The 20,536-nt window shown below is 72.9% G+C and carries 17 protein-coding genes; 8 read left to right on the top strand and 9 right to left on the bottom strand.

Going from position 1 to position 20,536, the window contains the following annotated elements; translation table 11 throughout:
- Nucleotides 1–63 precede the first annotated feature (63 nt).
- Together ACZ6JS_RS30055 and ACZ6JS_RS30050 are read left to right on the top strand one after the other, a co-directional pair.
- Nucleotides 64–1,908, top strand: a complete 1,845-nt coding sequence (locus ACZ6JS_RS30055) for an ATP-binding cassette domain-containing protein (RefSeq protein WP_469302562.1) — start codon at nt 64–66, stop codon at nt 1,906–1,908.
- Between the two features lie 71 nt (nt 1,909–1,979).
- Nucleotides 1,980–3,761, top strand: coding sequence for an ATP-binding cassette domain-containing protein (locus ACZ6JS_RS30050; RefSeq protein WP_469302560.1), 1,782 nt, complete (start codon nt 1,980–1,982; stop codon nt 3,759–3,761).
- Between the two features lie 33 nt (nt 3,762–3,794).
- On the opposite strand, the gene ACZ6JS_RS30045 is transcribed toward ACZ6JS_RS30050, so the two are convergent.
- From ACZ6JS_RS30045 to ACZ6JS_RS30035, 3 genes are all read right to left on the bottom strand, one after another.
- Nucleotides 3,795–4,406, bottom strand: coding sequence for a response regulator transcription factor (locus ACZ6JS_RS30045; RefSeq protein WP_469302558.1), 612 nt, complete (start codon nt 4,404–4,406; stop codon nt 3,795–3,797).
- A gap of 231 nt (nt 4,407–4,637) precedes the next feature.
- Nucleotides 4,638–5,477: a DUF1206 domain-containing protein gene (locus ACZ6JS_RS30040; RefSeq protein ID WP_469302557.1), complete on the bottom strand. Its 840-nt coding sequence runs from the start codon at nt 5,475–5,477 to the stop codon at nt 4,638–4,640.
- A gap of 5 nt (nt 5,478–5,482) precedes the next feature.
- Entirely contained in the window at nt 5,483–5,932 is a 450-nt protein-coding gene (locus tag ACZ6JS_RS30035; RefSeq protein ID WP_469302555.1) for an SRPBCC family protein, read from the bottom strand.
- A gap of 149 nt (nt 5,933–6,081) precedes the next feature.
- Between ACZ6JS_RS30035 and ACZ6JS_RS30030 the strand changes: the two genes are divergently transcribed.
- Entirely contained in the window at nt 6,082–6,489 is a 408-nt protein-coding gene (locus ACZ6JS_RS30030) for a VOC family protein (protein WP_469302554.1), read from the top strand.
- A 494-nt stretch (nt 6,490–6,983) separates the two neighbouring features.
- Here the strand turns inward: ACZ6JS_RS30030 and ACZ6JS_RS30025 are convergent, their stop codons facing one another.
- From ACZ6JS_RS30025 to ACZ6JS_RS30005, 5 genes are all read right to left on the bottom strand, one after another.
- Entirely contained in the window at nt 6,984–7,646 is a 663-nt protein-coding gene (locus ACZ6JS_RS30025) for a DUF4230 domain-containing protein (protein ID WP_469302552.1), read from the bottom strand.
- Nucleotides 7,647–7,697: 51 nt separating this feature from the next.
- The gene (locus ACZ6JS_RS30020) at nt 7,698–8,129 is read right to left on the bottom strand and encodes an ATP-binding protein (protein WP_469302551.1); all 432 of its coding nucleotides are present in this window, start codon (nt 8,127–8,129) and stop codon (nt 7,698–7,700) included.
- A 180-nt stretch (nt 8,130–8,309) separates the two neighbouring features.
- Nucleotides 8,310–9,269, bottom strand: coding sequence for an anti-sigma factor RsbA family regulatory protein (locus ACZ6JS_RS30015; protein ID WP_469302549.1), 960 nt, complete (start codon nt 9,267–9,269; stop codon nt 8,310–8,312).
- Nucleotides 9,266–9,598 (bottom strand): STAS domain-containing protein, encoded by a 333-nt coding sequence (locus ACZ6JS_RS30010; protein WP_469302547.1) that lies wholly within the window; start codon nt 9,596–9,598, stop codon nt 9,266–9,268. Before ACZ6JS_RS30010 ends, ACZ6JS_RS30015 begins: the two co-directional genes overlap by 4 nt.
- Nucleotides 9,599–9,609: 11 nt before the next feature.
- Nucleotides 9,610–10,407: a SigB/SigF/SigG family RNA polymerase sigma factor gene (locus ACZ6JS_RS30005; RefSeq protein ID WP_469302658.1), complete on the bottom strand. Its 798-nt coding sequence runs from the start codon at nt 10,405–10,407 to the stop codon at nt 9,610–9,612.
- 410 nt (nt 10,408–10,817) lie between these two features.
- Here ACZ6JS_RS30005 and ACZ6JS_RS30000 point away from each other — a divergent pair, with 410 nt between their 5' ends.
- Entirely contained in the window at nt 10,818–11,162 is a 345-nt protein-coding gene (locus tag ACZ6JS_RS30000; protein WP_469302545.1) for an STAS domain-containing protein, read from the top strand.
- Nucleotides 11,163–11,175: 13 nt separating this feature from the next.
- Here ACZ6JS_RS30000 and ACZ6JS_RS29995 read toward each other — a convergent pair whose 3' ends face one another.
- On the bottom strand, nt 11,176–11,613 hold the full coding sequence (locus ACZ6JS_RS29995) for an ATP-binding protein (protein ID WP_469302656.1): 438 nt from the start codon (nt 11,611–11,613) through the stop codon (nt 11,176–11,178).
- A gap of 339 nt (nt 11,614–11,952) precedes the next feature.
- Here ACZ6JS_RS29995 and ACZ6JS_RS29990 point away from each other — a divergent pair, with 339 nt between their 5' ends.
- From ACZ6JS_RS29990 to ACZ6JS_RS29975, 4 genes are all read left to right on the top strand, one after another.
- A complete protein-coding gene (locus tag ACZ6JS_RS29990; protein ID WP_469302543.1) occupies nt 11,953–15,969 on the top strand; it encodes a HAMP domain-containing protein in 4,017 nt (1,338 codons plus the stop codon).
- The gene (locus tag ACZ6JS_RS29985) at nt 15,966–18,386 is read left to right on the top strand and encodes a PP2C family protein-serine/threonine phosphatase (RefSeq protein WP_469302541.1); all 2,421 of its coding nucleotides are present in this window, start codon (nt 15,966–15,968) and stop codon (nt 18,384–18,386) included. The genes ACZ6JS_RS29990 and ACZ6JS_RS29985 overlap by 4 nt, the downstream gene beginning before the upstream one ends.
- Nucleotides 18,387–18,497: 111 nt before the next feature.
- The gene (locus ACZ6JS_RS29980) at nt 18,498–19,340 is read left to right on the top strand and encodes a dienelactone hydrolase family protein (RefSeq protein WP_469302539.1); all 843 of its coding nucleotides are present in this window, start codon (nt 18,498–18,500) and stop codon (nt 19,338–19,340) included.
- Nucleotides 19,341–19,698: 358 nt separating this feature from the next.
- On the top strand, nt 19,699–20,508 hold the full coding sequence (locus ACZ6JS_RS29975) for a class I SAM-dependent methyltransferase (RefSeq protein WP_469302537.1): 810 nt from the start codon (nt 19,699–19,701) through the stop codon (nt 20,506–20,508).
- Nucleotides 20,509–20,536: the final 28 nt, after the last annotated feature.

Below are 20,536 nucleotides of genomic sequence, written 5' to 3'. Positions count from 1 at the left end.
GTCACCTCGGGCCCGGGCGGTTCACCGCCCGGGCCCGCACCACATCACTGGAGGCATCCGCCGATGAGCCCCTCCGACGCGGCCGCCGCCACTACGCGGGAGCCGGAGCCCGACCTGGCGCGCGGCGCGGACCGGGAACTCGTCGCGGCGGCCCGGCACAGCGGCGGGCGCACCGCCGCCGTCCTCGCATGCACCGTGGCCGCCGCCGCGGCGGCCCTCGCCGAACCGGCCGTCCTCGGCCACACCCTGGACCTGCTGCTGCGCCGGGACCCGTCCGGCCCCGCCTGGACCCTGCTGTGCGCCGCCGTCATCACGGCCGAAGTGGCCCTGGACGCCATCGCCGCGCGGCTGACCGGCGAGGTCGACGGCCGCTCCACCGCCAGGCTGCGCAGGCTCGGCCTCGCCGGGCTGCTGGGGACCGCCCCGCACCACGCGGCCCGCCACGCGCCCGGCGAAACGGCCGCGCGGCTGACCGCGCACGCCGCCGAGGCGGGCAAGGTCCCGGCTGCCGTCGCACACGCCCTCGCCGCACTGCTGCCGCCGCTCGGTGCAGTGGCAGCGCTCTTCCTCATCGACCTGTGGACGGCGCTCACCTTTCTCCTGGGTCTGCCGCTGCTGGTACTCCTGCTGCGGACGTTCACCCGCGACACCCTCACCAGCGTCGCCCGCTACCAGCAGGTGCAACTGGCCACCGCCGGACGCCTCGTCGAGGCCCTGGCCGGTGCGCGCACGATCGCCGCCGCCGGGACCGTCGACCGGGAACGGGCCCGGATCCTTGCGCGGTTGCCCGAACTCGGCGCCGAAGGCAGGCGCATGTGGCAGGTCTACGGCGGCACGACGGCCCGGTCCACGGCCCTCATGCCGATCCTCCTCTACGCGGTCCTCGCCGTCGGCGGCATCCGCCTTGCGGCCGAAGGCATCAACGTCGGCGAACTCCTCGCCGCCCTGCGTTACGCGGGCCTCGCGGCCGGCGTCGGCGCGGTCACCGGCGCACTGGCGGCCGTGGCCCGGGGCCGGGCCGCCGCCCGGCGGACCGCGGCCCTCCTGGCCCTGCCCCCGCTCGGCCACGGCCGGGCCGAACTGCCGGAGAACGGGCCCGGCACCCTGGAGCTGCGCGATGTCCGGGTCGTGCGCGGTGGCTCGGCCGTCCTGCACGACATCAGCCTGGTGATTCCCGGCGGCAGCACCGTGGCGGTGGTGGGCCGGTCCGGCGCCGGGAAGACGCTGTTCGCCGCCGTTGCGGGCCGGCTCGCCGACCCCGACGCCGGTCAAGTGCTGCTGGACGGTGTGCCGCTGCGGGAGCTGACCGCCGACGCCCTGCGCCGCGAGGTCGGCTACGCCTTCGACAGGCCCGTACTGCTCGGCGACACGGTCGCCGACGCGATCGGATTCGGTGCGGAGCCCGCCCCCGGTCCTCAGGCGGTCCGGGCCGCGGCCGGCGCCGCCGGCGCGGAGCCGTTCCTGCGGCGCCTGCCCGACGGGTACGCAACGCGCCTCGCCGACGCTCCGCTGTCCGGCGGTGAGGTCCAACGCCTCGGCCTGGCAAGGGCGTTCTGCGGGGCGGGCCGACTCCTCGTACTGGACGACGCCACCTCCAGCCTCGACACCGTCACCGCACGCGAGGTCGAGCGCGCGCTGGCGCGCCAGATCCGGCCCGGGACCCGGATCGTGGTCGCCCACCGCCTCTCGTCCGCGGTCCGCGCCGACCTCGTCGTATGGCTGGAGGACGGGCGGATACGGGCCGCCGGCACCCATGCCCGGCTGTGGCGGCACGACCCCGCCTACCGGGCGGTGTTCGCCGCCGAGGCGACGACGGACACCGGCGCTGATCCGCATCCGTGTGGGGGCTCGCAGGCCGGGACGGACGAGCACCCGGCACCCTCGCGGAAGCAGGAGGCGGGACGGTGACCGGAGCGGGGACAGGGGCCGGTAGGGGGACCGGAGCGGGGAACGGCACCGAAACGGATGCATGGCGCCGGGTGGCCCCCGACGGCCGGCGGTTCCTGCGGGGCCGCAGGCGCGCCCTGGCGCGCCTGGCGGCATGGTCGCTCCTCGAGTCCGCCCACACCTTCCTCGGAGGCTACGGAGTCGCCCGCGCCCTGGACGACGGCTTCCTCGCCGGGCACACCGCAACAGGCCTGGCCTGGCTGGCCGCCGCGGCGGCCGGGGCGCTCCTCGGCGGATTCGCGCTGCGCGGCGTGTTCGCCGGCCTCGCCGACCTCGCCGAGCCCCTGCGCGACGGCCTGGTACGGCGGGCGGTGCGGCAGGCGCTGGACCGCGCGGTGGCCGACCCGGTAAGGCCACCTGACGCGGGCGCCGTGTCCCGCCTGACCCAGCAGACGGAAATGGCCCGGGACTCCTTCGCCGGGCTGGTCCTGACGGTGCGTTCGTTCGTGTTCACCGCCGTGGGCGCCTGCGCGGGCATGGCGGCCCTGGCACCGGTCCTGCTGCTGGTCGTGCTGCCGCCCCTGCTGCTCGGAGGCGCGGCCTTCCTGGCCACACTGCGCCCCATGGCGGCCGTGCAACGCCGGTCCCTCGACACGGACGAGGCGCTCGCCGACCGGCTGGGGGAGCTGGGGGAGGGGCTGCGCGACGTCGTCGCCTGCGGCGGGCAGACGGCGGCGCGTGCCCGGGTCGAGCCGCTGATCTCGGCACAGGAACGGCTGGCCCGCAGGCTCGCAGGCTGGGCGGCCCTACGGACCTTGGCGCTGGGTACGGCGGCCCGACTGCCGGTGATCGCACTGCTCGCCGCGGCGCCCTGGCTGCTCGCGCACGGCATCACGGCCGGGACGCTGGCAGGCGGCCTCACGTACCTGCTTCAGGCCCTGCTCCCCGCCGTCAACGCGTTGATGACGGCACTGGGTTCGGCCGGGACACGCCTGCTGGTGGTCCTGGAGCGCTTCTGCGACCCCGTCGCGCCCCGGACCCCGTACCTCGCGGACACCGCCGCCGGGAGAACCGCCGGGAGGGCGGAACCTCGGCCGGTACACCGCCCGGCCGGGTCGACCGCTGCGGCGGAACTCCGTGGTGTCACCTTCGCCTACGGCCGCGGCGCGGCGCCCGTGCTCGACGCCCTCGACCTGGTCGTCCGGCCGGGGGAACACCTCGCCGTCGTGGGTCCCAGCGGTATCGGGAAGTCCACGCTCACCGCCCTGCTCGCCGGCATGCTCCTGCCCGACGCGGGCACCGTGCTCGTCGCCGGGTCGGCCGCCCGGCGGACACCGGACGCGAGGGGGCCGGACCCGCGGCGGACCCTCCTGCCGCAGCAGGCCTACGTGTTCACCGGCACCGTGCGGGAGAACCTCACCCACCTCTGCCCGGACCCGGGCGACACCCGGTCCGGCGACACCCCGTCCGGGGACGCCCGGGTCCGGCGCGCCGTCACCGCCCTCGGGCTCGACTCCCTGGTGGACCGGCTGGGCGGACTCGACGCCGAGGTGCGGCCCCGGCTGTTGTCCCGCGGCGAGAGCCAACACCTCGCGCTCGCCGCCGCCTACCTCTCGCCGGCGCCGCTCCTGCTGCTCGACGAAGCCACCTGCCACCTGGACCCGCGTACGGAGGAACGTGCCGAGCGGGCCCTCGCGGCACGGCCCGGCACCCTCGTCGTCGTGGCCCACCGCGTCTCGTCCGCGGTCCGCGCCGACCGGGTCCTCGTCCTGGACGGGACCCGCGCCGTGTGCGGCACCCCTGCGGAACTCCCGGCCAGATCCCCGCTGTACCGCGATCTGGTGGGGAAGTGGAACGGCCCCGCGGACGGCTGACCCGGCCGTCCGCGGGGCCGCGGCGGCCATGGATCAGACCCAGCCCTCCCGCCGGGATATCCGGATCGCGTCGATGAGGTTGCGCGCGCCGGTCTTGCGGGTCGCCGCGGCCATGTAGTTGCGCACCGTCCCGCTCGCCAGGTGCAGGGTGCGGGCGATCTCGGCGATGGAATCGCCCTCGGCGGCCCGGGCCAGCACGCTGAGCTCGCGGGGGCTCAGCGGTACGGGGTCCGCCTCCATGAAGGCGGAGGCCAGGGAGGCGTCTATGAACCGTTCGCCGGCGGCGACCCGCCGGACCGCCCTTACCAGACGTCCCGGCGAGCCGTCCTTGTCGACGTAGCCGCGGGCCTCGGCGCGGAAGGCCCGGTGCAGCGAACCGGGCGCGCCCGTCGACGCGAGCACCAGCACGGGAGAGGGGGAGGCGAGGACCTGGCGGTCCGCCGCCCGCCCCTGGTCGGCCAGTACGGCCGTCGTCCCCGGACAGTCGAGGTCGACGACCGTCACGTCCGGGCATAAGGACTCCGCTCGGCGGGCGGCGCTCGGCCAGCCCGCGGACGTCACCTCGAAAGGCCCTTCCGATCTCAGCAGGGCGGCCAGTGCCGACCGGACCAGGCTGACGCTGTGCAGGACCAGGACCTTCGTCATCGTGAGCTCTCCTCGGGGAACGAACCGACAGCACCACGCGGCTGCCCCCGGACGGGGCGGATGGAACGTCACTGCGGGGGGCGTGCAGGGGCGCACGGACAACTTGGCCGAGATGCCCGGGGATCCGGCTCCCCTTAGGCGGGTTACCCCCTTGAACCCCGAGCCGTCCCGCTTCACCCGTCCCTGCAGAACCGGGCGCCAGGGCTCCCACCTCACGCCTCCCTCGCGCCCTCACACCTCGCGCCACCGGGCCATCGCCCAGGAGAACGCACCGAAGAGCACGAGTCCCGCGGCGACCGCGACCAGCAGCCACGGCCCCGCCGGAGTGCCGGCGAACGACCTCAGGGTGTCGTCGAGCCCCTTCGCCTGCCCCGGGTCATAGCGCAGCGCCGCGTACACGACGAAGCCGCCGGCCGCCGCGAAAACGGCCCCGCGGGCCAGCCCGCCGGCCACCCCGAGGAAGTCGACCGCCTTGCGCGATCCCCTCGAGGCCCCTCCCATCGCGAGGTGCTCGCGGAAGCGGCATCGCGCCGCCTGTACCGCGATGACCACGCCCGCGACGGCGATTCCGAGGCCGACGGCACCCACCAGCCACTGGCCGGCGGGCAGAGCGAGGGACTTCGCGGTCATGTCACGCGACTGCTCGTCCCCGGAGCCCCCGCCGCCGCCCGAGGCGAACACGAGGACGGAGAAGGCCGCCACCGCGTAGAACACACACCGGCCCACCGAAGCCAGCCGTTTGGTGGGCTTGTCGCCGTCCGGCCCGGCCGCGCCGAACACAGCTTCCGACAGCTGCCACAGCACCATGCACACGAGACCTATGCCGACGGCCCAGATGAGGACGGAGCCGAAGGGCTTGTCCGCGAGTTCCTGGAGCGCCCCCTGCCGGTCGGCCTCGCGGTCGCCGCCGCCGAAGGCGACGCGGACGGCCAGGACCCCGATCAGCATGTACAGCACCCCGCGCGCCACCAGCCCGGAGCGTGCGGTGACCTCCCGCAGTGTGCCGCCTTGCGACGCGGACCGGGCGCCCTTGCGCGCGGTCTCCCCGCTCACCCCGCTGACCCGACCCATCGCGATCAGACCTCGCCGCGCCAGGCGCCCGTCTCGACCCCGCGGGACTCGATGAACAGCTTGAACCGCTTCAGGTCACCGGTGACCTGGCGTTTGACGAAGCCGAGCTTGTCGGCTGCGGCCTCGGCGATGCCGTCGGGCACCCAGTTCATCTGCAGGACGACCTTGGTGGTGGTCGCGTCGATCGGCTGGAAGGTGACGAGCCCGGCCTGGCGGGCCTCACCATCGACCGTCATCCACGCGACGCGCCGGTCCGGGAGCTGCTCGGTGATCTGCGCGTCGAACTCGCGGCGGACCCCGTTCACGTTCGTCACCCAGTGGGTGAGCGTGTCGCTGCGCTGGTCGATGCGCTCGACCCCCTCCATGAAAGCGGGGAAGTCCTCGAACTGCGTCCACTGGTTGTAGGCCGTGCGTACCGGAACGTTGACCTCGACATACTCCTCGACGTGCGACATGCGCACCCCTTCCGCGTCATCGGCGATCCCGCACCCCCGAGGTGCGGGCGTCCGTCTGGACGTCTCGTGGCGCGGCTACCCGGAGCCCCTCGCACCATGCAACCCGCACAGCGTGTGTACGGCCGACGACGCAGGGCACACGCGTGTGCATGACCGTAGTGAAGACAAGCGTCATCGTCCTGGACGCCGCGGAACCCGAGCCCCTGGCCCGCTTCTACGCCGACCTGCTCGGCGCGACGGCCGGCCCGGCCGCCGACGACGGCGACCTGTTCCTCGTCACCGGCAGCGCAGGCGTGCTGCTCGGCATCCGCCGCGACCCGCAGCACACACCGCCGAGCTGGCCGCTGCCGGAGGGAACCCAGCAGGCCCACCTGCGGATCCTGGTCGCGGAGGACTCCCTCGACGAGGCGGAGCGCGAGGCGGTCGCCCTCGGCGCGCGCCCGGTGGCAGCGGAGGAGAACGGCACCCGCCCGGACAACCGCACCACCCTGCGCCGCTACGCCGACCCGGCGGGCCACGCGTTCGTCCTCGCGTCCGTCGGGCCGGCCGGCGGCTGACGGTTGCGGGACACGCTCGGAAGGAGGCGACCGCACGGACCGGAACGCCGACCTGCACAGCCGATGAACCCACCTGCGCCGCCCGCGGGCGGGCGCCACCCACCTGACCGTCCGCGGGGCCACCCGGCTCCGCCGACGCCACCAACCCCCTGAGTGCCCGGGACGGCCGCAAGCACATACCCCGCAACACGCGTACCGCGAGGCCGTCGCCCGGTACCGGGCCACCCGCACCGCGTTCCCCGCCGCAGCCACCGCAGCCGGGCACCACGGGACGTCAAGCAGATCGGACGCGGCTTCGGAGCCGCCCTCGACACACTGGACAGCCGCTGTCCCTTCGAGACCGGACAACGCGATGAGCTGTTCGCCGCGTCGAAGCCCGGCGGTCCCGGGCCTCGTCCCTCACCGATCCGTACGGCGTGCTGTGCCCGCGGGCCGCCCGGCACGCGATGCGACAGGGCAGCCCGCTCGTCTGCGCCTGAGACGCAACCGGCCCGTCAGCCGTAGGTGATCGTCACCTCGCGGAAGCCCAGGGAGCGGAGCAGACCCTCCAGCATCGACGTCGTGTTCTGCTCGGCGCGCTCGGCGAGACCGCCGGTGCGGGCCGCCTCGTCTATGTGCTGCGCGGCGAGCTTCTGCACGGCTTGTTCGCCGGCCGGGTTGTCGGAGAAGAGGTCGCCGATCCGGTCCAGCAGGCCCCGCTGCTTCGACACCGCGTACGAGCGGTTCGGGTCGAGGGCCGCCGTCCCGAGTTCCGCGTGCGGCAGCCGGATCGAGGCAGCGGTGCGGTCCTCGTTCACGGTGACGCTGCGCTCGTCCAGCCCGCCCATGTCGACGTAGCCGCTCACCGTGCCCGCGCCCACATAGAGGGTGCGGGTCCCGCGGATCGCGTCGGGCAGGAACGCCGCGTCCTTCTCAAGGTCCACGACCACCTGGAAGTTGCCGACGGCCGCCTCGTAACGGTCCATGTCCTGCACCGACTTGAGCAGTGCCGGACCCGAGCGGTCCCGGGTGTCGCCGCCGAAGAGGCCCCCGAAACCCGGAACCAGGCTGAAGCGCTCCACGAGCACGAGCAGCACCGCGACCACCGCCACGCCGACGGCGATACGCCCCCACATCGGGCGCCGCGCGCCGCCCGGTCGATCCGAAGAGGTTTCCATGTCCCGCGGATACCCCGCGGGGACGGCTCCACTACGCGCGACGAGGACGGCCTATCGCCCGGTGGGCCTGCCGGACACCAGCCGGGCGACGTCGATCTCGGCCCAGACGGCCTTCCCGCCCGGGTGCGCGGTCGCGCCCCAGCGGTCGGACAGCCGCTCCACTATGTGGAGGCCGTGGCCGCCCGGGACGCCGCGCCGCGGTGCCGGATCGCGGCGGGGGAGTACCGTCGTGCCGTCGCACACCTCGATGCGCAGCACCTTCCCGGCCGTGAGGACGAGCTCGTGGCAGCCGTCGGCGTGCAGTGACGCGTTCGTCAGCAACTCGGACACGAGGAGCAGGGTGTCCTCGGCGGTCTCGGTCCCGTCCCAGCCCCAGTCCCGCAGGGCCTGGCGCGTGAAGTCGCGCCCCTTCGCCACGGAGCCGCGGACGCCCGCCAGGGCGAGCCGGCGGCGCTGCCCCGCAGCGGGTAGGCCGACACTCACAGGATCACCCGTTTCCGGTCCGACGGTCTCCACTGAGCTCTCTCACCCCCGCGTTGACACTGGTCTCTGTCACAGGCGTATGCCCGGCGCGGCACGATCGATGTACGCGACCGTCCACGCACCGCCGGCGGTTCGCGGACCGCCCTGGCAAGCGCAGGACATTGTAGGCGACGCCCGGTCTCAGGGCGTGGCCGCGTGCAGCCGCAGTGTGAAGCCGCTTGCCGTGGCGCGAACCTCCACCAGGTCGCAGAGCTGGTGGATCATCCACAGACCGCGGCCGCCGTGCGACGACGCCAGGGAGGGGCGCCGCCGCCCCGCCAGCGGGTCCGCCAGACGGCCGCCGTCGTGGATCTCGGCCACGACCCCCGCCGCGGCCCCTGTGACGGTCCACAGGCGCAGCGTGCCCTTCCCACCACCATGGGCGAGGGAGTTCGCCGCGCCCTCGCTGATCGCCATGATCAGGTCGCTGCGCCGGGCCCGGGTCAGAGCGGTGCCGCGTGCCCACCCCTCGGCGTACTCGCGCACCTCGGCCAGCCCTCCATGGGTGTACGCGAACCGCGCGACCGGGCCGTCGGGCTCGGGCAGCGGACGGTCCAGGTCCGCCGTCACCCGCGCGGCGTCGTCGTAGGCCGCGCTCGGCAGGTCCCGGCCCTCGTCGATGAGCAGGGGGTGGGTGCGCCGGGCGTCGTCCACCACGGCGGGAGCCAGCCCGACGACGTCGTACGGGCACAGGACGGTGGCGGGCCGGCCCGCGAAGGCCGTGTTGATGAGGGCCTCGTGGCGGGTGGCCTCCAGCACCTCGGCGGCGGAGCGGCCGGGCCAGATCGGTTCGCCGACGATCCGCGCCGCCCGGCCCGCGTGCCGGTCGGCGAACTCCTGGAGGGCGGCAAGGATCCGGCCGGGGTTGCGGCCCAGCTCCGTCATGTCCGTCCAGGTGATCCCGGCGCCGCCGTCCGCGCCGAGGCTCTCGCGCAGGGCGTCCAGGTGCGGTCCGGGTACGGCGACGAGCACCGGCTCCTCGGTTGCGAGGGCGCCGCGTACGAAGCCGCCCACCCCCGCCACGTACTCGGTGAGGTCCCGGTAGAAGAGGGCGGGATGAACGAAGGCCCCCGGCCCGTCGGGCGCAGGAACAGTGATCATGCTGCGACCTCCAGCGCGGCGCACTCGTCCGGGAACATCTCCACTACCTTGCGGAGCGAGTATGGCGGGTCGTGGAGCAGCAGGCGCCGCCCCTGCCCGCTGAAGTCCGCCGATGCCCGGACGAGTGCGGCGACCGCGGCCGGGTCTAGGAAGGCCACGGCGGAGAGATCGAGGTGCACGACAGGGCCGGGGATCCCGGCCACCACGCCGAGCGCGCCTGCCAGCGCCTGCCGGGTGTCGAGGTCACAGCTGCCGCACAGGCGCGCGCCCGGGCGGCCCTGCAGCGGCAGGGCGGTCAGCGGCGCCGTCGCGCCCGTGCTCGGCGTCATGGTGCGGGCGCCTACACCGTGAGCATCCCGGCACGCAGCCGTGCCAGGGTCCGGGACAGCAGGCGGGAGACCTGCATCTGCGAGATGCCCAGTTCGGCACCGATCTCGGCCTGGGTCCTGTCCTGGCCGAAGCGCATCTGCAGGATGCGCCGGTCGCGTTCGTCGAGCTGCTCCAGCAGGGGTGCGAGGGTGTGGAAGTCCTCGAAGAGCTCCATGGCGGGGTCGACGTCACCGAGGCGTTCCGCCAGCGGGCGGGCCGTCCGGTTCGCCGTGGACGGCGCGTCGTCGTCCGCGCCCGCGGCGTCGAGGGAGCCGCTCGTGTAGCCGTTCGCGGCCACCAGCCCGTCGATGACCTCGTCCTCGGACAGCTCCAGGTGCTGGGCGACCTCCTTGACCGTCGGCGCCCGGCCCAGGACGTCGGTCAGGGCCTCCTGCGCCTTGGCGAGTTCAGTACGGAGCTCCTGCAGCCGGCGGGGGACGTGCACGGCCCACGTGGTGTCGCGGAAGTACCGCTTGATCTCACCCGTGATGTAGGGCAGGGCGAGCGTGGAGAACTCGACCTCGCGTTCGAGGTCGTAGCGGTCGATGGCCTTGATGAGGCCGATGGTCCCCACCTGGATGATGTCGTCCATGTCGAGGCCGCCGCCGAGCACGCGGGCCCGGAAGCGCCGCGCGGCGAACTGCACGAGCGAGAGGTTCATCTCGATCAGGGTGTTGCGGGTGTACTGGTATTCGCGCGTGCCCTCCTCCAGGGACTGCAGTCGCCGGAAGAAGTGCCGCGACAACTCACGGGCGTCGGACGGCGCCATCTCACGGGCGTTCTCCACCCGCGTCAGGACCTCGTCCCCCGTCAGGGCCTCGTCCCCCGTCAGGACCTCGTCCCCTGTCAGGACCTCCTCCCGCGTCGGGTCTTCGTCCCGCGCCCGTGCTCCCGGGTCCTCTCGGTCACGTACGGGGACGTGCACGTCGGTTGCGCGAATGGGGCCTACAACGGTGGCCGAGCGAGACATGGTTGGCCGCTCCCTCCCGATTGACTGCGGCTGCCGTCGCGCTTCTGCCCCGGCATTCCGTTTTCACACACCCCGATTTCAGCGACTTGTTCCCCGCGCGCCGCGGTGCCGCCGCGGGGCCACCGGCCGACCCGCCGGCGAAGCGCCATCACGATGAGCAGGCATACTCCCTTGCGACGACGTACAGACGGCGATCCGTGGAGGCGGACATGAGCGGATTCGGGGACGTGTACCAGCCCGGGGTGGTGGGGGAGGGCTACCCTGCGGGGGGCGGTTGGGTGGTGGCGGCCCACGGGGAACTGGACCAGGACACGCTCAACCCGCTGGAAGAGGCCCTCACATCGGCCGCCGGCCGGTACTCGCTCGTGGTTCTGGACGCCGGCTCCATCACCTTCGGGGACTCCTCGTTCCTGAACCTGCTGCTGCGCCTGCACCACCTCACCGGGCTGCGCATCGCCGCCCCGGGCGAGCAGTTGCGCCGGCTCTTCGCCGTGACCGGCGCGGACACCGTGCTCTCCCTGCACGCGAGCGTCGAGGACGCCCTCGCGGCGTGAGTCGGGGCCCTGTTCAGCCGGCGGACGGGTCGACCCTGTGCGGGTCGGGTCCGCCCGCGGGCCGGAAGCAGGCGGTGATCGCCTTGCCGCCGTGGCACGAGTGGATGTCCAGGGAATCGGCCAGCGCGTCGACGATGCCGAGCCCGCGACCGGAAGTGGCACTCGCGTCGGCACCCGTGGTCCGGGTGCGGGGCAGCCGCGGATCGGCGTCGGCGACGCTGACGTGGAGGCAGCGGCCGTCCCAGGTCAGCACGAGGTGCGCGGTGCCGACGGCGTGCAGGTGGGCGTTGGTGACGAGTTCGGAGACGCAGAGCAGCACGGAATGCACGGTGTCGGCCGCCGAAGCGTTCCACGGCAGGGACGCCAGGTGCTCCGCGGTCCACTGCCGCGCCGCGCGGACGCCCTCCGAGATCGGGAACGAACGTGCCCAGCCGACCGCCTTGACCGCCAATGTCCTCACCCCTTTTCCCGTCTTCGTGCCGTTCGACAACGGTTCGTCTACCCGGAGCCCGCGGTGGCATCCGGGGATTCCCGAAACGCCCTGGGGAAACGTGAGTTCGGGTCCGGGCGGCCCGGGATCCCGGGCAACCGCCCTCCGCGGATTCCGGATCGGCCGCCTGCTGGAGTGATCGACCGTGCTCCACTGCGCCTCCGACGGCGTTAGCCTTCACCGGACCGGTGCTGCGGCGAGGACGGATCCGCCGAGCCGGGCGTTCCGGCATGCCCTGGTGGCGGGGTGCCTGTCCTTTCCGCGTGTCGGCGCGGTTGGTATCGAGAGTGAGGGTGACGGATGGCCGAGCGGGTGGGCGCGGATCCACTGGGCGGCGTACCGGCGTTGCCGGGCGACGGCGGCATCGGCGAGTCGGAGTTGCGCCAGTTGCTGGCCGGGCTGACCGCCGTACGGGACGGGGACTTCCGTACCAGGCTGCCCGACGGGGCCGACGGGCTGCTCGGGGAGATCGCGACGGTCTTCAACGGGATGGTCAACCAGCTGTCGCTGTTCACTTCCGAAGTGACCCGGGTCGCCCGGGAGGTGGGCACCGAGGGCACCCTGGGCGGCCAGGCCGACGTGCCGGGAGTCGGGGGAGCCTGGCTGGACCTCACGGATTCGGTCAATTTCATGGCCGGAAATCTCACTGCCCAGGTGCGGTCCATCGCCCAGGTCGCGACGGCCGTGGCCAAGGGCGACCTCTCCCAGAAGATCACCGTCACCGCGCGCGGGGAGATCCTGGAGTTGAAGGAGACCATCAACACGATGGTCGACCAGCTGTCCGGATTCGCCGGGGAGGTCACGCGGGTGGCCCGCGAGGTCGGCACCGAGGGCCGGCTCGGCGGCCAAGCGGACGTCAAGGGCGTCTCCGGTACGTGGAAGGACCTGACGGAGTCGGTCAACGTCATGGCCGACAACCTGACCGCCCAGGTCCGTTCGATCGCCGAGGTCACCACCGCCGTCGCCCAGGGTGATCTGACGCAGAAGATCCGGGTGGACGCCCGCGGGGAGATCCTGGAGCTGAAGGAGACCATCAACACGATGGTCGACCAGCTCTCCGCCTTCGCCGACGAGGTGACGCGCGTGGCCCGCGAGGTCGGCACCGAGGGCAACCTGGGCGGGCAGGCCACCGTCCGGGGGGTATCCGGCACCTGGAAGGACCTCACCGACAACGTCAACGTCATGGCGTCCAACCTGACCGGGCAGGTCAGGTCGATCGCCCAGGTGGCCACCGCCGTCGCGCGCGGCGACCTGTCGCAGAAGATCACCGTCGAGGCGAAGGGCGAGGTCGCCGCGCTCGCCGGCGTCATCAACACCATGGTCGACACGCTTTCGGCGTTCGCCGACGAGGTGACCCGGGTGGCCCGCGAGGTCGGCACCGAGGGCCGGCTCGGCGGACAGGCCCGGGTCCCCAACGTGGCCGGCACCTGGAAGGACCTCACGGACAACGTCAACTCCATGGCCAACAACCTCACCGGCCAGGTCCGCAACATCGCCCTCGTCACCACCGCCGTCGCCAACGGCGACCTGTCCAAGAAGATCGACGTGGACGCCCGCGGCGAGATCCTGGAGCTGAAGACCACCATCAACACGATGGTCGACCAGCTCTCCTCCTTCGCCGCAGAGGTCACCCGCGTCGCCCGCGAGGTCGGCAGCGAGGGCCGGCTCGGCGGACAGGCCGAGGTCGAGGGGGTCTCCGGCACCTGGAAGCGGCTGACCGAGAACGTCAACGAGCTGGCCGGCAACCTCACCCGCCAGGTCCGGGCCATCGCCGAGGTCGCCAGCGCGGTCGCCGAGGGCGACCTGACCCGCTCGATCACGGTCGATGCCTCCGGCGAGGTCGCCGAACTCAAGGACAACATCAACTCCATGGTCGGCTCGCTGCGCGAGAGCACCCGGGCCAACCAGGAGCAGGACTGGCTGAAGTCCAACCTGGCCCGCATCTCCGGTCTGATGCAGGGCCACCGCGATCTCGCCGCCGTCGCCGAACTGGTCATGGACGAACTGACGCCGCTCGTCGCCGCCCAGTACGGCGCCTTCTACCTGGCCGAGGAGGGCCCCAGCGGAACCTTCCTCACCCTCGTCGGCTCCTACGGCCGTCCCGCGGACGCCGTGGAGGGGACGCGGTTCGCCCTCGGGGAGTCCCTCGTCGGGCAGGCGGCCCGCAGCCACCGGATCATCGCCACCGACCGGGTACCCGGCGACTACATCATCTCCTCCGGGCTCGGCCACACCACCCCGGGCAGCCTGATCATCCTGCCGATCGTCGTCGACGACCAGGTTCTCGGAGTGATCGAAATCGCCTCGTTCAGCGCCTTCACCCCAGTCCACCGGGACTTCCTCGCCCAGCTGATGGAGACCATCGGCACCAACGTCAACACGATCGTCGCCAACGCCCGCACCGACGAACTCCTCGGCGAGTCCCAGCGGCTCACCGGCGAACTCCAGGCCCGCTCGGAGGAACTCCAGGTCCAGCAGGAGGAACTCCAGCGATCCAACGCCGAACTGGAGGAGAAGGCCGCCCTCCTCGCCAGCCAGAACAGCGACATCGAGGCCAAGAACCTGGAGATCGAACAGGCCCGGCAGGAACTGGAGGCCCGCGCCCAGCAGCTGTCGCTGGCCTCCACCTACAAGTCGGAGTTCCTGGCCAACATGAGCCACGAACTGCGCACCCCGCTCAACAGCCTGCTCATCCTGGCCCAGTTGCTCGCACAGAACCCCACCCGCAACCTCACCCCCAAGCAGGTCGAGTACGCGGGCATCATCCACTCGGCCGGCTCCGACCTGCTCCAGCTGATCAACGACATCCTCGACCTGTCGAAGGTCGAGGCGGGGAAGATGGACATCAACCCCGAACGGGTCCACCTGCCCCAGCTGCTCGAGTACGTCGACGCCACCTTCCGTCCGATGACCACCCAGAAGAGCCTCGACTTCACCGTCACCACTGCCCCCGACGCGCCCGACGACCTGCTCACCGACGACTCGCGGCTGCGGCAGATCCTGCGCAACCTGCTGTCCAACGCCGTCAAGTTCACCGAGCGCGGCGGCGTCGAGCTGCGCATCGAACCGGCGACGGCACCCGAGATCCCCGCCGGGGTCTCCCGCCGCGGCCCCATGCTCGCCTTCCGGGTACGGGACACCGGCATCGGTATCCCCGAACAGCAGCTGGAGTCCGTCTTCGGCGCCTTCCAGCAGGCCGACGGCACCACCAGCCGCAAGTACGGCGGCACCGGCCTCGGCCTCTCCATCAGCCGCGAGATCGCCCAGCTCCTCGGCGGTGCCGTCACCGCGGAGAGCACGCCCGGCCAGGGCAGCACCTTCACCCTCTACCTGCCCGTCAGCCGCGCGGACTACGAGGACGCCCCGTACACCGACACGGAGGCGGCGCCCTCCACCGAGGGCACGGACCGGGCGGGCGACCCGGGTCGCCGGGACACCCCCGCGCTCCCGGCGCAGCGGCGCACCCGCCGCCTGCTGGTGATCGAGGAGCGGCCCAACGGCCTGCTCTCCCTCGTCGCCGAGAGCGCCGACCGCGACTTCACCCCCCACCCCCACGCGGCCGGCGAGCGCGGCGCCATCCAGGTCGTGGGCGCCACCAGCTCACGGGAGGCGGCCGCAGCGTTGGCGTCCGACGCGTTCCACTGCGTCGTCCTGGAACTGGACATGCCCGGGGGTGAAGCGCTGCGCTTCCTCGACGCGCTCGACGGAGACCCGGCCCTCTCCTCGCTCCCCGTCCTCGCCCACAACAACCCCCGGGTGCGGACCGGCCGGGAGGAGGCCCTGCGGGAACGGGCCGTATCGCGCCGGGTGGAACTGCTGTCCAGCCTGGACGAGCTGCGCGAACGCATCGCCCTCCACCTGTCCGCCGAACAGCCCGGGGACGTACTGCCTCTCGTGCACGCGGACACCCGGCAGCAGGACACCCACGTGCCCGACGCGGACCTGGCCGGGCGCACCGTCCTCGTCGTCGACGACGACGCCCGCAACCTCTTCGCCCTCAGCGGGGTCCTGGAACTGCACGGCATGCGCGTACTCCACGCCGAGGACGGCCGCAAGGGCATCGACGCCCTCACCGGCAACGCAGACGTCGACCTGATCCTCATGGACGTGATGATGCCGGAACTGGACGGCTATGCGGCCACCGCCGAGATCCGGCGGATGCCGGCGTACGAGGCCCTGCCCATCATCGCGGTCACCGCCAAGGCCATGCCCGGAGACCGGGAGAAGAGCCTCGCCGCCGGCGCCAGCGACTACGTCACGAAGCCCGTCGACGCCGACGACCTCATCGCCCGCGTCCGGCACTGGCTCACGCGGTGACGGCGGACAGCACACGGAACGGCGCCGTCCACCCGCCGTCGGCACCGGTAGCGGGACAGAATGCCTGCGCCATCCCGCACCAGTCCCCGACCCCGCTGGGGCGGCTCGTCGCCACCGTCGAACGGCTGCGCAGGGAGGTGCTGGAGGCGCAGGCCGCCGCAGACGGCCGGGCGCTCGTCGAACTGGCCAAGGGCATCCTCATCGGCCAGCTGAACTGCACTCCCGCCGCGGCGGCACGGCAGCTCGACCTGCTGTGCCGACAGGGCGGCACGTCCCGCCTCGAACTCGCCGCGGACATCGTCAACCAGGCGTCCCGTGACCACGTCAGCGAGATCGCCGCCGCGTTCGTCGAGCGCGCCGGCACCGACGACGACCGGGCCGAGCACTCCACGGTCGCGGTCCGGCTGCGCACCGCCGAGAGCGGCATGCTGGCCGCGGCCTCCGACACCCAGGCCGTCGCCGAGTCCCTCCTGACCAACGCCCTGGGGCCGCTGGGGGCCGTCGCCGTCGCCGTGTGGACCGCCGTGCCCGACGGTTCGCTGGCCCTCGCCGGTCACGCCGGGTTCCCGCCGAGGGAGGCCGTCCGCTGGCGCCACGTACCCCCGGGAGTCTCCACCGTCGCCGGCCTCGCGCTGCGGGAGCGCCGATTGGTGACCCTGTCCCGCATCGAACGAGCGGGGCTGCCCTCGATCGGCCGTCTCCAGTGGCCCGAGGGCGGACGGATGGCGGTACCGACCGGGACGGGCGGACGGATCCACGGGGTCCTCGAGATCTGCTGGCCGCAGCCCCTGGCCCCGCAGCCACCGCAGATCGAACGCCAGGTCGAAGCGCTCGCCGAGCTGTGCGCCCGCACCATGGACGCCTCGCCACCGGGCGACCCGACGGCCGGCGACGCGGTGCTCCCGGACGTCGCGGAACTCATCGACCTCGCCGAGGGACTTCAGGACCCCGCGGTGGTGCTCACCCCGGTCCTCGACGCCGAGGGCCGCCTCACCGACTTCAGGATCCGGCACGTCGGCAGCCGGTTCGTCGACCCGGTGGGACGGCCGCGCGGTGACGTCAACGGAGCTCTGCTGCTGGAGGCCTATCCGATGGCCGCCGCGGAGAACGGCCTGTTCGACATCATCGAGCGCGTCCACGCGACGGGCGAGCCGTTCCGGGCCGAGCGCATGAGCCTGACGGCGCTGGTCGACCAGATCCCGCTCACCTCGGTCGCGGACATCAGCGTCAGCCGCCACGGGGCCGCGGTCCTGCTGATCTGGCGGATCGAGGACGAGACGGCCCGGCTGGCCAACCTCCTCCAGCACGCCCAGCGCCTGGGGCGCATCGGCGGTTTCGAGGAGAACCTGGCCACGGGGGAGACCACCTGGAACGCTCAGCTGTACGCGCTCCACGGACTCCCGGCCACCGCGCCCCCCGTACGGCTGCGGGAACTGCCCGGCCACGCCCATCCGGACGACTCCGCCGCCCTCGGCCGGTTCCTGCGGGCGCTGCTGCGCCACCGCCGCCCTTCCTCCGTCCACTTCCGCCTCCAGCGGCCCGACGGAATCACCCGGCACATCCGGGTGGTCGCCGAGCCCGTCCTCGACGCGGACCGGCGACTGCACGCCGTAAGAGGCGCCTACCAGGACATCTCGGCCCAGCACTGGACCGAGGTGGCGCTGGCCGCGACCAGGGACCAGCTCGCCCATACCGAGGCCGAGTCCGCCGAACGCAACCGGCTGGCACTCCAGCTCCAGCACGCCATCATGCCGCCCACACCACCTGCCGTCGAGGCCCCGGGGATGCGCGTCGCGGTCCGCTACCGGCCGGCCGAGACCGAGTCCCTCGTCGGCGGCGACTGGTACGACACCGTGGTCCTGCCCTCCGGTCTGATCATGCTGTCCGTGGGTGACGTCGCCGGCCACGGCATCGAGGCCGCCACCGGCATGGTCGTGCTGCGCAACGCACTGCGCGGCCTGGCCGTCACCGGCGCAGGCCCGGGCCAACTGCTGTCCTGGCTCAACACCGTCACCCACCACCTGGCCAAGCACGTCACCGCCACCGCCGTCTGCGGCCTCTTCGACCCGAGCACGCGGGTGCTGCGCTGGGCGCGCGCGGGCCACCTGCCGCCCGTGCTCGTGCGCGGCGGCCGGGCCGAGGCCTTCCCCCTCATCGAGGGCCTGCTCCTCGGCGCCCTGCCCGACGTCACCTACGGCGAGCGGGAGGTCCGGCTCGAAGCGGGCGACACGCTGCTGATGTACACGGACGGGCTGGTGGAACGCCGGGACTCTTCGGTCCAGGACTCGCTCGGCCACCTCGTGAACGCGGCCGCCGCCGGATCCGGGGACCTGGACGCGAGGCTGGACCGCCTCCTCGCCGGGAGCAGGTCGGACACGGACGACGACACCTGCGTGATCGGCATTCAGGTGGGCTGAGGCCGGCGCGCGGGACGCCGAGCGCCTTTTGCCCGCGCAAGGTTGACCACGACGCTCTACCTGCCGGTAACTTGAGCGCGGTCCTGAAGCGCCGATGGAAGGAACGGGCACGTGCCGCACCACGACCTGACCGGCTTCACCGAGGGTTCGTTCACCCACGACGGCGCGACCCGCCGCGTCCTGCGCGCGGGCACGGGCCCCGCCGTGATCGTCATGGCGGAGATCCCGGGCATCACCCCCAAGGTCCTCGAGTTCGCCGAACGGGTGGCCGCGTCCGGCTGCACCGCCGTGCTTCCGGTGCTCTTCGGCGAGCCCGGACGCGATCCGGATCCGCGCGCCGTCGGCTGGGCGAACAGCGGCCGCTACATGGCGTCGACCATGTGGCGGGTGTGCGTCAGCCGGGAGTTCACCCTGCTGGCCGCGGGCCGCAGTTCCCGCGTCGTCCGGTGGCTGCGCGCCCTGGCAGCCGCCGAGCACGGGCGGTGCGGAGGTCCGGGGGTGGGCGCGGTCGGCATGTGCCTGACCGGAGGGTTCGCCCTGGCGATGGCCACGGACGAACGCCTGATCGCCCCGGTCCTCTCCCAGCCGTCGCTGCCACTGGCCCTCACCCCGGGCCGCGCCGCCGCCATCGACATCAGCCCGGAGGACCTGGCCGTGGTCCGGGGGCGCTGCGAGCGCGAGGGCCTGCAGGTCCTCGGGCTGCGGTTCCGGGGCGACCGGCTGGTCCCGGCCGACCGGTTCGCTTATCTGCGGCGCGAACTCGGCGACGCCTTCATCGCCGTCGAGTTGGACGACGGCGACGCGAATCCCGAGAGCGCCCTGCCGCCGCACTCCGTCCTGACGGAGCACCTCGTCGACGAGCCCGGCCGGCCCACCCGTGACGCCCTCGACGCAGTCCTGGACCTCTTCCGCACCCGCCTCCTGCTCGAAGGGCGTCCCGCGGCCGCCGACTGACGCCGGGGCGCGCCGGTCGCGATGCTCACCGGCAGCTGCGCCGGATGGGCCGGAGTCCCGCCGCGTCGCCCACCCGGCCCCATGCGCAGGGCGTGGCAGGCGGGCCGAAGGGCGATCGAATGGCAATCTGGGGCAGAACACCATAAACCGTCGATCCAGTGCGTCACGCTTCCCGTCTGCGGCGACGACTCGCCGCCGGGGGGCCTCGCGCGCCGGGGCGGGTTCGTCCGCTCATCACATTCCAGTGGTTTGTATATGTCGGTGACCGACGTATGGTGGGTCCTGAAGATCCTTCCGGGCGTCGGCGGAATGCCGTCGCCGCACCGGGATTTCGCCTCGCGACGGAGACGGAGTGCTCATGGCCACCAGGAAGAACCTCACCGCCAACCGCGAATCCCTCGTCCACAAGGTCCGCTACGCGGCGAGCCGCCCCAACCGCATCGCCCCGTACCTCAAGCGCGCCGCGCGCGACCGGTGGCTGGCCTTCAAACACCCCGACCACGTGAGCTACTACCGTGCGGTGATGGCCTCGGACACGCGCCGCAACCCCGAGGCCGCCGTCGGCAGCCAGACCCACGAACGCTGGCTCGCCCTGGGGAAGATGCAGTTCGACTACCTGCTCGACCACGGACTGAGGCCCGAGGACCGGATGCTCGACATCGGCTGCGGCAACCTGCGCGCCGGTTGGCGGTTCATCGAATACCTCGACGCGGGCCACTACTACGGCATCGACATCTCGCCCGACATCCTCATCGCGGCCAAGCAGACGCTGACCGACCGGGGGCTTCAGGCCAAGGTGCCGCACCTGACGATCACCAGGAACCTGACGCTGGACTTCCTGCCGGACGGCTACTTCGACGTGGTTCACGCCCACAGCGTCTTCTCGCACTCGCCGATCGAGGTGATCGACGAATGCCTGGCCCACGTGGGCCGCGTCCTGGCGCCCGGAGGCCACTTCGATTTCACCTTCGACCGCACCACCGGTGCCGAACACCAGGTCCTGCGCGAGGACTTCTACTACCGGACGCAGACCCTCGTCGACCTCGCCGCCCGGCACGGACTGGCCGCCCGCTTCATGGAGGACTGGGAGGAGCTCGGCCACGGCCAGTCCAAGATCCGCATCAGCGCCGTCGGGTCCGACGTCCGACGCCTGACGCCCGACGCCTGACCTCTGCGCCCGACGCCTCATGTCTGAC

It is taken from the genome of Streptomyces sp. NPDC046349 (assembly GCF_055587885.1).
Note: the sequence above shows the minus strand (reverse complement) of the source record. Positions and strands in the feature narration are given on the sequence as shown.